This is a genomic window from Streptomyces sp. NPDC030820 (assembly GCF_055572075.1).
The window spans coordinates 541,937-554,750 of record NZ_JBVIEB010000003.1 but is presented as its reverse complement, the minus strand read 5'-3'; the positions used below and the strand labels follow the sequence as shown (position 1 = coordinate 554,750).

At 68.2% G+C, this 12,814-nt stretch carries 6 protein-coding genes; 2 read left to right on the top strand and 4 right to left on the bottom strand.

What is annotated here, in order from left to right; genetic code table 11:
* The first annotated feature begins 122 nt into the window (after window positions 1–122).
* Entirely contained in the window at window positions 123–2,138 is a 2,016-nt protein-coding gene (locus ACZ418_RS10850; RefSeq protein WP_468360191.1) for a serine/threonine-protein kinase, read from the top strand.
* A 72-nt stretch (window positions 2,139–2,210) separates the two neighbouring features.
* Window positions 2,211–3,293, top strand: coding sequence for a DNA polymerase III subunit beta family protein (locus ACZ418_RS10845; protein WP_468360189.1), 1,083 nt, complete (start codon window positions 2,211–2,213; stop codon window positions 3,291–3,293).
* An 84-nt stretch (window positions 3,294–3,377) separates the two neighbouring features.
* On the opposite strand, the gene ACZ418_RS10840 is transcribed toward ACZ418_RS10845, so the two are convergent.
* The 4 genes from ACZ418_RS10840 to drmD form a co-directional block, all read right to left on the bottom strand.
* Window positions 3,378–3,716 carry a deoxyxylulose-5-phosphate synthase gene (locus ACZ418_RS10840; protein ID WP_468360186.1) on the bottom strand — a complete coding sequence of 113 codons (339 nt, stop codon included), beginning with the start codon at window positions 3,714–3,716 and terminating at the stop codon, window positions 3,378–3,380.
* A 712-nt stretch (window positions 3,717–4,428) separates the two neighbouring features.
* Window positions 4,429–4,941 carry a hypothetical protein gene (locus ACZ418_RS10835; RefSeq protein ID WP_468360183.1) on the bottom strand — a complete coding sequence of 171 codons (513 nt, stop codon included), beginning with the start codon at window positions 4,939–4,941 and terminating at the stop codon, window positions 4,429–4,431.
* 232 nt (window positions 4,942–5,173) lie between these two features.
* Window positions 5,174–9,499, bottom strand: coding sequence for an Eco57I restriction-modification methylase domain-containing protein (locus tag ACZ418_RS10830; RefSeq protein ID WP_468360180.1), 4,326 nt, complete (start codon window positions 9,497–9,499; stop codon window positions 5,174–5,176).
* Window positions 9,496–12,738 (bottom strand): DISARM system SNF2-like helicase DrmD, encoded by a 3,243-nt coding sequence (gene drmD / locus ACZ418_RS10825; protein WP_468360177.1) that lies wholly within the window; start codon window positions 12,736–12,738, stop codon window positions 9,496–9,498. The genes ACZ418_RS10830 and drmD overlap by 4 nt, the downstream gene beginning before the upstream one ends.
* Window positions 12,739–12,814 lie beyond the last annotated feature (76 nt).

Below are 12,814 nucleotides of genomic sequence, written 5' to 3'. Positions count from 1 at the left end.
TGACTCACCTGGGCCGATCTGTACGCCCCCCGTCTGCTCCCCGACCGCCCAGGGCTGCCGCCGTCGGCCCATCTGTCACACCCTGGCCTGCTCAGGCCAGGCCCCAGTTAGAGGAAGTGTTCGTGAGCGAAAACGGCCCCGCCGGAAGAGTCCAGCCGGCTCGTCCGGGCGACCCCTCCCGCATAGGCCCCTACCGGATCGTCGGCCGCCTCGGCGCCGGAGGCATGGGCACGGTCCATGCCGGAGTCGCCTCCGACGGAACGCGCGTGGCGGTAAAGGTGATTCACCCCGAGCAGGCGCAGGATCCGGAGTTCCGCGCGCGTTTCAAGCGCGAGGTCGAGCTGTCGTCCCGTGTGACCGGGCCGCACCTCGTCCCGCTGCTCGCCGCCGAGCCGGACGCGGAGACCCCATGGTTGGCCACCGCCTACGTTCCGGGGCCGACGCTGAACCAGCACCTGACCACTCACGGACCGCTCGCCGAGGGAAGCCTGTACGCCTTCGCGGCCGCCACGGCACAGGCACTGGCCGCCATTCACGCCGCGGGGGTGGTACACCGTGACGTGAAACCGCAGAACGTCCTCCTCACGCCCGCCGGCCCCCGGGTGCTGGACTTCGGCATCGCCCATGCCGCCGACGGCACCAGCGTCACCCGCACCGGGGTGATGACCGGCACCCCTGGCTGGATCAGCCCCGAACAGTACCGTGAGGGCACCGCGGGTCCGGCGGGCGACATTTTCGCGTGGGGAGCGCTCGTGGCCTACGCCGCCACCGGGCGGCTGCCGTTCGGAACCGGCGCACCCGATGTGGTGGCGTTCCGCGTGATGTCGGGCGAGTGGGATCTGGACGGCGTTCCCGCACCGCTGCGCACCGTCGTGGAGAAGGCACTGGCCAAGGAACCGGGTGACCGCCCGTCAGCCACCGAAGCCGCCCAGGAGTGCACGGTCCTGCTGGCCTCCCAGGTCACTCAGGTGGTGAGCCGCGACGCGATGCCGGCTACGGCCGTGGACATGGTCGCAGCCGTCTGGGACGTACCGGCCGGGGAGGATCCCGTGTGGCACCTGTCTTCGGGGCGGAGTCGTTCGAAGAAGCGACTGGTCGGCGCCGTCGTCCTCGCGGCGGGCGTCGTCGGCGGCCTGGCTGGGGGTGCGGCGGCGCTGCTGCCCGGGCATGCCGGGAACGGCACGCACGCATCCTCGTCCGCGGCCTCTGCTTCACCGTCCTCCTCGGCCGGTTCCCGGCGGCCCGCCGCGAGCAGTGCGAAGAGCGACACGACGGCGAAGCAACAGACGGCGAACGGCGGTTCGGCGACCGCGGAGAGCTGGGACCAGGCGCGAGCGGCACAGGGCGCGGGTGAGCACGACGTGGCACGCGCGATCCTGCACGACGAGGGCGTGGTGGCCCAGGAGCTGAGCGGCGGCGCCGAATTCTCTCCGGAAAACGTGCGGTTCCACGAGTCGCGCCGGGAGGTCTACCTGGCGTACAGGCTGACCTCCGACGAGCAGGGCACGATGTACGCGGAGACGGAGATCGCCAGGAACATGTGTCTGACGGTGAGGGATGTCGTACTCCGTCTGCACCCGGATCTGCCGTACCGCAAGTACGTCATGGTGAGGGAGGAGAAGGGCCGTGCCCCCCAGGTGACGTGGCAGGACGACTTCATCACGAACTCCAAGTGCCAGACAGCAGCCGACGACGGCACCGGACAGGTCTCGGACGGCACCACGCAGGACTGGCAGCCGGACGAGAACGGACTCGGGCAGGCCATGATTCCCAGCACCGACAGCGCCGAGATCCGGGTCGCGGACGGCGCCGCGAGAAAGATCATCGCGGGGACCAACGAGATGCGCCAGAGTCTCGGCACCGATCGGGTACTCGGCAACGAGCAGATCAAAGTGGGCTTCGACCCGGCGAATTCGGCGATGTACGTCTGGTCGGACTACGTGCAGTGGAACCAGCAGCAGGTCGAGGCCTGGGCGGACATGGCCGCCGGCAAGGCATGCCGGGCTCTCGTGAGCGAACGGGAGAGCGCGGGCAGCGCGTGGCCGTACACCCGGTACGCCGTGGCGGAGATCGGTGGCTCCCACTACTTGATGATCCGTTGGGGTACGGCCACCACGCTGTCCGACTGCCCCGCCTGAGTGATGACTCCGGGTGCTGAGGTTGACCCTCGACCTTGTCGAGGGCTCAGAGTTCCGGGTGTGGAGAGCGAGATGCGCAGCATCGGGGAGATGGCCCGGGACAGCGGACTGAGCGTGAGCGCGCTTCGGTTCTACGACCGTGCCGGTGTGCTGGTCCCCGCTTGGGTGGACCCGGTCAGTGCCTACCGCTGGTACGAGCCCGAGCAGCTCGAAGAAGCCAAGTTGCTGGCCCGTCTGCGCCGGGCCGGCATGCCCCTCGCGGACATCCGGCTGGTACTGGCCGGCTGGTCGAGCGCGGACACGGACCTGGTGCGCGGGCTCCTCCAGGCGCACCTGCGCCGCCTCGAACTGGGCCTGGCCGACGCCCGCAGCGAGTTCTCCACGCTCCGAGCACTACTCGATCACAGGGAGAACCCCATGACTTCGCTCAGCACCGCCACCGTCCAGCTGTCCGTCCCGGCGCCGGAGCTGGCCGCTGCGCTGGACGCGGTCCGTTTCGCGGCCAGTACGGACCCTGATCTGCCGATGCTCGGCGGGATCCTGTTCGACATGGAGGGCGAGGAACTCAACCTGGTGGCCACGGACCGCTACCGGATGGCTGTCGCGCAGGCCGCTGCCACTGGGCACGACGGGCCGCGCGTGCAGGCCATCGTGCCACTGCCTCTCGCCGATGCGATGCGGGCGCTGTTGCAGGGCGAGGAACCGGTGCGGCTCACTGTGGACGGTGACCGGGTCTCGCTGGAGTCCGACGACCGCCAGGCAGCCGGCCAGTGCCTCGACCACGACTTCCCTGACTACCGTCGCCTGGTCCAGCTGCCGGCCGGCCGCCGGACCCTCGTCGACGTGACGGCTTTCCGGGAGGCACTGGAGACCGGTCCGGTCCGCGCGAGCGAGGTGCGCGAGCAGGACGGTGAGTCCTATGACGTCAGCGTGCTCAGGGTGGCGGACGACGGCACGGTGACCCTCTGCGAGGACGGTGAGGACGAGCAGGACTACGTCGGCGTCAACCGGGACTTCCTGCTGGACGCGCTCGCCGCGGGGGTCCGGGGCGAGCTGATCCTGGAGTTCGGCGCCCCTACGGCGCCGATCGCGATCCGCCGGCCGGACGACGAGCGGACCTTCTCGATTCTGATGCCGGTGCGTCTGGAGAACTAGCGGGTTCGATTCGACAACGTACGTCCGGTCCGGGGCATGGTTTGCGTTCTGTGAGCCGGTGTCGGGCCGACGTCCGCGTCGGTGTCACGGAACCTCGGGGCGTACGAGTGCCCTGGCAAAGGGCTCGCCGCTGCGGCGGGCGTACGTCATCCGCTCGCGGACCTCCCGCAAGGTGCGAGGACGGTAGCCGGGCCCTCCGCAGCAGCTCTTGTGGAAACGGACGCCCGCATGGAGCAGGACGGACAGTGTCCGCCAGGCCGCGGTGTCCCTGCGGCGGGGTGCGGCGAAGGCGGAGCCCACGTGGATCAGCGGCTGCGAGCAGCGGGGGCAGATCCGCTGCCTGGCGGTGTCGTACGAGTCGTACGGCTGCTTGTACGAGGCCCGGCAGGGCAGGCAGACGTAGGAGGTCTTCGCGTGAGCCATGTCGGCAGGGTAGGGCCTGCACGGTGCCGAACTCGACGGGATTTCGGCACCGCACCCGCTCTGGGCGGGCACGGACTACCCAACTCGGCCGACGGAGGGGCTCTGGGACGCCAGGTGAGCGGATCCAGGGGCTGACATGTCACGTCGTGTATGCCGGGTGGCCGGCCTCCGGCAAAGCACGTCCGCGGGTGAAGATCTCCGCCCACACCTACGCCTCGACGAGCAGCAGTCCGCGTCCCGAGGGAGCGTCAGGCTTTACCTCGGTGGAAGTAGTTGGCGGAACCAGGCGTGGTCTTCGTGCAGCTGGCGATAACGCGGTCGTCGGGGACCGCGTCCGCACCCACAAAGCCATGCGCATGCGCGATCTTCCATTCAAGTCCTGGGCGGCCGAACGGAGTTGGACGGCCGCAGCCAATGCGGCCGCTAACCTGGACGCCCGGCTGAGGCTCCTGACCCTCCACGGCCGGAGGGACCTTACCGAGGCAGAGCCGCAGACCGTGCGGCTGCGGATCCACCACCAGCCCGCCCGCCTCGCCCGTCACGCCGGGCGCCGGCACCTCCGGCTCGACCCCCTGGTCCTGGACCGACACCTTCGTCCTCGCCTGGGACCGGCTTACCGCCCCGCCACACCTGAACAGTAGAAACACACTCCGCCGAGGATCAGGAAGGAGGAGAACTCGCAGTCTCCGGGCCAGTGGGACCCGGCGCAGCGTCAAGCCTCCGGGGAATCTTCGGGGTTGTCCTTGCTTTCGGCCATTACCCTGCCGCCGACAAAAGCAACGCCTAGGGCGAGTGCAGCACCAGCGCCAACCAGCACCTTCTTGAGCATCCCGTCCAAGAACTTCTTGTTTTCGCTGTCCTTCTGGAACTCCAGCCTTCCAGTTTCCTGGATTAGCTCGATGATGAACTTTTTCTGTTCCCAACCCAGGTCGTCCTTGCTGAGTTCACGCTTAAGGGTTTCCCTGATGTCCTGGAAGGCTCGATGGACATGCTCCTGGCTTTGCTTGTTGGCCGAGAGCGTGGACTCATGCGCTTTCTTCATCGCGTCCACAGCATTCTCGGCGAAATCCTTGAATACGGGGAACTGTTCAACGATCTTAAGAGCCACCTCAGTGTCCATGTCAGGCATCATGGCCGCGAACCTGATCATCTTGTCTTTGGAGAGGTTCCTCCAGGACTCGATCCCAAGCGCCTGCATGATCTCAGCTTCGCTCTTGTATCCCATGCCGTGTTTCCGTCCGCCGCCCTGTCTTGTTTTTCCAAACCCTAACGGAGACCTCCGACAGCCAGCGGCTAAGCGACTGTCGCCCCCGCGATCTCACGTTTATCACCAACCACACGATGACGATCCTCGCCTTAGCTTCCCTTTCCGTGGCATATCTGAGAGTTTCGACCGAGGGCCAGAAGCTCGAACGACAGGAAGAGCTGGCGAGCGAGCCCGTTGCCATGCCGCCGGCTCAGAAGAGGGCGCCTTCGGCGCCCTCACCGAAATCCGAACCACCTCGCGCGGCTAGTTGCTCCTTGCACTTCCGGATGGCCTCCTGAGAGGGCGGGGGCATGTCCGGGTGCTTCTCCCTCGCCTTCTTCTCCGACTCCTTGTGCAGGCCTAGGTGAACCTCGTCGGCGTATGCCTGGTGGTTCAGCTGGCGCAGACGGTCGATGATCTCGGTCCGGGCAAGCAGACCGATGGTATAGCGGGTGCCCTGGTCGGTCTCGTGGAAGCCGTGGTCGAGCGGGAACGTCTCGTGGGTCGGATCGGCGGGCGGGGTCTGCCCCGAGTCGTCCAGGAGATCGTGCCACCCGTACGCCTCGATGGCAGCCTTGTCGATCTCCTTATGGATACAGCGGAGTTCGACGATGTCCTCGTCCTGGCAATCGGGGTCGTGGACCATGTTGTAGGTGGTGGTCAGGCCCGTGTCGCGAGCCAGCATCAAACTCGCGCGATATTCAACGAGTCGGGCACCAAGGGAGCGGAGACGGCTATTGGGAGAGGCCCGAACAAGGGACTCGAAGACGTCCGTGGGCGAGTAATTCGGCACCTTGGGCTTTGCGACGCCACGATCGATCGCCCACCAATAATGAAGCGAACTTGACAGCTGGGCCAGGAGAGCGAAGTCGGACGAGCCGAAGACAACCACCTTCTCGGAGAAAACAGAATTGACCGACACCACGGCAGGAATGACAAGCTCACTGGATCGCGCCAGCACGATACATCGGTCCAATCGAGCAATAGCAGCATAGAGACCGGGGCGCGCATTCCAGAACTTCCACCATTCATGAACCATGCGCGGGTATTTCACGGCATCCTTGACCCTACGTTCAGGCCATACCGTTTGCTCCACTCGCGCGAACGGGAGTTCATATCTCCGCGCCTGCACTTCGTCCAGTTCGCCGAAATTAATGATCCAGCGGCTTCCGGAGTGCCGAGGGCTATTATTGACGTCCTGTCCATTTACGTAAGGGAACAGGACCTCCATATTCTTTCCGTTTGCGGAAATCCACTCCCGCGCTTCACTCTCGTCGAGCACAAAACCTGTACCCAAAGCATATGATCCGATGAACGATATGCCTCCATTCTCGACCAACGACTCGACCCAGGAATCTTCACGCGTCTCTGGATTGAGGCCCGTGGAGATTCCGTTCGGCACATTAAATCCATTCAGCACGCGGAGAGATGTCTCTCCAATCCTCGCTTTACTCGTCCAGACGGCACAGTAGCGGAGAGCCGCCGATTTTGAGGGCCAAAATTCGTCCTTGACGGCCCGCCGGATCTCAATATGGAAAGCAGCAAGCTGGTCGAGCCCGACCTCTCGCGATTCTTTTTGCGCCAAGGAGTTCGTTGCAATCAGACCCGACTGCCCGACAGGATTCAATAGGCGATGTGCGTGCAGTTCGAAGTACGCCACGAGATCCGCATTTCCACGTTTGCCGCGGGCTACGTGGTCCACCAAGTACTCTCGGTACGATTCCCCCATGGCAGGCGTAATCTTTTTACCTCCCAGGAATGGTGGATTGCCCACAACCGCATCGAACCCACCCCGCAGGGAAAACACCTCCGGAAAAACCAACGGCCAATGCATCGGCCGCCGCTCCAACGCCCCCTCCGGCAGCTCCGCCCCCAGCCACTCCTCCGCCCTGGCCCGAGCCTCCCGTACCACCTCGGAGTCATCCTCGACCCCGTCCTCCATGATTCGCTGGACGATCCAAGCCGCCTGCGGGAACAGGTCCCTGACCCGTTCGCCGCCCTCCTCCGCGTACCACGGCACCCGCCCCGAAGCACACGTAGCCAGCGCCGCGCCCGCGACAAGGTCCCCCACCAGCCGCAGCCTCCGCGAGTGCCGGTTGACCTCCTCCAGGCGCTCCCGCTTCCTCTGCAACGCCGGCAGGTCCACGCCCTTGATCGCCGTGATCGCCAACCGCTCCCGCGTCAGCTGGTCCACCAACTCACGCGCGTGCTCAGCCAAGATGTCAGCCTGCTGCTCCGGCTTCATGTGCACGCCCTGGATCTGCTCCATGCTGTGCACGCCCAGCAGCGAGTCCCCGCACACCAGCCGGTCGTCCAGGAACGTGAACGGCCGCTCCGGGTCCATCGACACCAGCCACAGCGACAGCTTGGCCATCTCCACCGCCATGGGGTTGATGTCCACCCCGTACAGGCAGTGCTCGATGATCTGGCGGCGGGCCTCGATGACCACCGGGTCCTGTTCCGCGTCGGCCGCCGTCACGGCCTCCACGGCGCGCCCCGCCCGGTAGACCATCGCGTCCGCGCGGCCCTCGTTCTCCCAGGCCTCTATCAGGCGGTCGCCCAGGTAACGGCAGGCCGCCACCAGGAACGCCGCCGAACCCATCGCTATATCAGCGACCTTCAGGTCGAGGATCTGCTCCGCCGACTTCAGGCGCCACTCCGCCGTGTCCGCCGTCTGCAGCGGGCCCGGCTCGTACACCAGGGGCTCCAGCGCGTGCAGCACGACCTCCTCCGCCAGGAAACGGGGCGTGTAGTGCGTGCCCGTGTTCTTCCGCAGCGAGGACTCGGTGACGTACAGGGCGCCGTTCGGGATGACCGTCGGCAGGCCCCGCAGGTCGTCGCGGAGGATGCCGGCGAACGGCAGCAGGCGCTCCGTAAGCGCCGGGTCCTTCGTCACCGCGTTCAGACGGCGACGCGTCTCCGCCGCGGCCTCGGCGCCCACCGGGGCGAGCTTCTTCTCCAGCTGCCCTGCCGTCGCGGGCGGCTTCGGGTCCTTCCACTTCTCGTGGATCGCCTTCGCCAGCGTCTTCAGCGAGCCGCCCGACTTCGCCGCCAGGGACTCCAGCTCCCGCAGCGGCACCTCGTGTTCCAGGCCCTCCGGGCCGATCAGCCCCACCATGTGCTCGGTCGCGCGGCGCCCGTCGTAGGACAGCAGGCCCTCGTACACGTAGCCGATCTGCTCGACGTCCAGCGCACGGAAACTGAGCGTGCGGACCTCGCGGTCCTTGCCCTTGCCGACGCGGACCTCCTGCACCGCCTGGAGCATGTGCAGCACCGTGCGGTCGTCTATCGGGAGGAGCGGGGTGGTGCGCTCCAGCCACGGGTACGTCTCGGGGTCGAAGATCGAGCCGTCGTACGCCGGGAGGTGGAGGCCGGAACCCAGGTGGTCCACTCCCCCGTGCACCGCGTGGAACAGTGCTATCAGGCGGTGCCACGCCGACCTGGTGTGCTCCAGCGACGCCTCGCCCTCTTCGTCCGCACGCGCCTTCAGCTCGTCGCGCAGGAAGCGGGCGGAGTACGACCGGGCGTACACCTCGTTGTCCGCCGGGAGCAGACCTCGTTCCTCGGCAAACAGCAGGAACACTATGCGCATCATCACGGCGACCGCGGCACGGTACACCTCACCGGCGCTGACCCCCGACGCGTGCAGGCCGGGGGCGCCGTCCTCCATCGCCCGTACGTCCGCGCGGCCGATCGCGTCCACAAGCAGCTCCACCGCCTGCCGGACCTGGACGCCCAGCGCCTCGGTGACGTCCTCACCCGCCGCCAGGCTCTCCTTGAGCAGCCCCACCAGCGTCTCGGGCTCGTCGTACTCGAAGAAGCGGCGGCGTCGCAGCAACGACACGAAGGCGCGGACCACGTTGCGCTCCGCGGCCTCGTTCCAGCCGATCGCGTCGAAGACGGCCGTCGTCGTGACACCGCCCAGCGGCGCCCAGACCAGGCACCACCAACGGCCGTCGGTCACCAGGCCCAGCGGCACCCCGTGGTGGCGCAGCAGTCGGGCGAGGCGGTCGGCCGGGGCCGCCGCCCAGTCGCCGCCACCGCCCGCTCGGGCGGTCGGCGCGGTGCCCGCCGGAACCGTCAGGCCGAGCAGCCGCACACGCTTGGCGGCGGCCTCGGTGCTGGGCTCGGCCGCCAGATCGGTACCCGGGTCGGCGAGGGCGAAGTCGGGGCGGACTTCGGTGTTGTGCTCCGCGACGCGCAGCGTGAGGCGGTCCAGGCCGTGATGCTCCGACTCCCCCACGCGGAGCGTCAATGCGTCGTTCCAGCCCAGCAGTCGGCTCAGGATGTATGCCACCCACTCGTCGCGGCCCGCCGTCGAATCGGTCTGCCAGTCGGCGTGACGGGCGCGCAGCCGGGCGCGTTCGTCCTTCTCCAGGGTGTCGAGCTGGGGCCAGGCGCGCAGCAGGACGGGCATGGTGAGGAAGGGGCCGGAGACCTCGGTGAGGTCCAGCCACTCCTGGTGCTGCCGGCGGCCGTCGGTGGCCTGGGCCTTGGCGGCGGCTGCTCCACGGCTCACGGTGCGGCGGGGGCTCATCGGCGGGCTTCCTTTGCGGGAACGACGAAGACTACGGCGGCGGGGAAGAGGTGGGAGCGGGGCTCGCGGTATCGGGCGGCGATGGCGGCGAGTTCTCGCTCGCGTTCGGCGGGGAGGCCCTTGAGGCGGTCGTCCCAGCGGCGGCGGTCGTCCTCGAACTGGCGGCGTTCGTGGCCGGTCAGCTCGTGGGTGGACAGCAGGGCGAGTTGTTCGCCGTCGCCGTCGCCCTCCTCCTTGAGTTTGGCGCGCAGGGTGGCCTCGAAGCGGTCGAGGGTGGCCGTGATGCGGCGCTCCTCCTCGGCCCTGCGGTCGGCGAGGCGGCTCTCCAACTGGCGGCCGAGTTCGGCGGCTCGGGCCTCCAGGGAGCGGTAGAGAGGGTCGCGGAGCTTCGGCCAGGCCTCCGTCAGTTCCTTGCGGAGGTGCGGGGCGGCCTCGATGCCCTCGGTGAGCGCCTGGGAGAGGACTCTGCCCTGCTCACCCACCGACTCCCAGCGGCGGAAGCGGCCCGTGTCGCCGAACCAGCCGCCCGCGTACAGGACTTCCTCGTGCAGGCGGGTCCCGTCGGTGCCGACCAGGACGTATCGCGCGTACGCGGAGACCAGGGTCGTCGTCAGGGCCGGGTCGTCGGAGACGACCGCGGTGACGCGGCTGAGGCCCACCGAGTCGGCGTTCCAGACGGCGGCGGTGAGCAGGCGCGTGGAGAGGGCCACCAGCGGGTGCTTGAGGTGGGCGAGGACCACGTCGTCCTTGGCCTGCGCGGCCACCGCCGGGGAGAAGGTGAGCGGGCGTTGCTCGCCCTGGCGGAGCTTGTGCGCGAGGCCGCGGGTCGCCCGCTCCCAGCTGCCGGACAGGGGCTGTACGTCGAAGAGGTCGCCCGGCTCGAAGTCCTCCGCCCGGAACGTGGACGGCAGCAGCGCCGGCTGGTGGTCCAGGGCCAGGGCCGTGTCGACCACCCGCTTGACGTTGGTCGGCGTCAGACCCAGTGCCGTCACCGTCTCGTCGTACTGGTCCGCCAGCCGCTTCGTCTGCGCGGTGACGTTCTGCTCGGGTGCGACCTCGCCGCCGGTGCGGCGGCCCTTGATCGGCTTGGGCTTGGCGTTCTCGATGTCGACGGGGGCGGTGTCGCCGGTCATGCGGCGTTGTACGGCGTCGGCGAGGACGGCGTTGACGGAGCCGAGGTCGTGCTCCATGCGCGCGACCTTCTTGGCGACGCGGGAGAGGAATTCGAGGTCGGCCTCGTAGGAGCCGGCCTGTGCCTGCTGCCATCCGGAGCCTATGAAGTGATAGATCTCCGGGTCCCGCTTCTGGCCCCAGCGGTCGATACGGCCTATTCGCTGTTCGAGCTTGTTGGGGTTGAAGGGTATGTCGTAGTTGATCAGGCGGTGGCAGTGGTTCTGGAGGTCGATTCCCTCGCCGGCCGCGTCGGTGGCGAGCAGGATGCGTACCTTGCCCTCGGGGAGGGACGGGTCGGCCTGGAAGCCGAGCCGGATGCGCTCGCGCTCCTCGGCGGACAGGCCGCCGTGGAGGCGTTCGACGCGGCCGCCGTCGGTGAGCTGCTCCTGCTGGAGCAGGTCGTACAGCCACTCCTGCGTGTCACGGTACTCGGTGAAGACGACGACCCGCTCGTTGGTCCAGAACGTGCCGTCGGACGGCCGGCAGATCGCCTTGAGCTCGCGGATCAGCGCCTCGGCCTTGGAGTCGGGCGCGGCCTCATGGGTGAGCGCCCAGCGCTCCATCTCCTGAAGCAGATCCAGTTCCCGGCCGTCCTCCGCCGGAGTCAGCGAGGTGGAGCGGGTCAGCGCGTCGTCCTCGGCGTCGACGAGGCCGGAGTCGTCCAGGTCGGCGACGAGGTCGGCGAACTCCTCCAGCCACTCGGGGACTTCGGCCGCGGCCGTACGGCTACGTGCGGGGCCGGTGTCCTCCAGGTGGGAGAGGTACACCTGAACGGTGTGGAGGAAGGCCGCCGGGGAGGAGAAGAGCCGCTTCTTCAGCAGCAGCGTCACCAGGTCGGCGGCGCGGCGGCCGCCGCGGGCCTTCGGCGTGAGCTTCCTGCGGCGCTGCTCGGCGAACGACCCGAGCAGCTGGTGGATCTCACGTTCCTCCGGCGTGTAGTCGACGGAGAGTTCCAGGGTCTTGCGGGTACGGAAGCGGGGCGTGCCGTCCGCGTTGGTGACGGTCGACTTCAGGCGCCGTACGACCGTGTCCTTCAGGGCCTCCTTGTCGGGGTCGACGCCGCGTGCGAACCGCTGGTCGTCGATGAGTTCGAGCAGGGCCGTGTAGGACTCGGGGTAGCCGTTGTGCGGGGTGGCGGAGAGGAAGAGCCGGTGCTCGAAGTGCGGGACGAGGCGCCGGATCAGCTTGGTCTGCTGGGAGTCCACGGCGTACACCTGCTTGGGCGCGGCGGGTGCGACGTGGTGGGCCTCGTCGAGGACGAGGAGGTCGAAGAACCGCTTGTGCTCGCCGTCACCACTGTCGTCAGGGGCGCCGATGACCTCGTCGAGGAGGCGCTGGGCCTTCTGGCCGCGCAGCCAGGGCAGGGAGACGATGGTGAGGGGGTGGACGCGGAAGGGGTTGGCCGCCGTGCCGTGGGTGCGGCGCAGGCGGGCGCAGTGCTCGGAGTCGACGATCGTGAACTCCAGGCCGAACTTCTCGGCCATCTCGTCGCGCCACTTGAGGGTGAGGCCGGCCGGGCAGACGACCATGGTCCGGCGGGCTCGGCCGCGCAGCAGGAGTTCCTGCACGACGAGACCCGCCTCGATGGTCTTGCCGAGGCCGACGTCGTCGGCGAGGAGGAGGTTGACGCGGGGTGCGCCGACCGCTCGCGACACCGGCTCCAGCTGGTACGGCTCGACGGCGACACCCGAACGGAAGGGCGCCTGAAGCGTCTTGGCGTCGGCCGAGGCGACGGCGGACCAGCGGACGGCGTCGAGGAACGCGGCGAGGCGGTTCGGGGAGTCGTACGAGCCGGTGGACGCGTCGGGCAGGGAGCCCGCGGGCAGCACACGGCGGCCGGGCTCGACCTCCCAGATGACGGAGAGAGTGTCGCCGAAGCGGCCGTCGGCCACGGACTGGAGATGGATCAGCGTGGCGCTCCGGCGGTCGTCGTCGCCTTCGACCGCCGGAGACGGCTCGACGCGGGCGACCACCCATGACTGTCCGCGTACTTCGACGAGATTGCCTTCCTCGGGGAGCGGTTCGGCCCCCGTCCGCTCGGTCGCACGCTGAACTGCTGACGTCATGAGCGCCATTCCCCTCGGTGTCTCCTGCGCCGTCCGCAGACAGTGACCTGTCTCCCCACCGGAACGGCGCGACGGG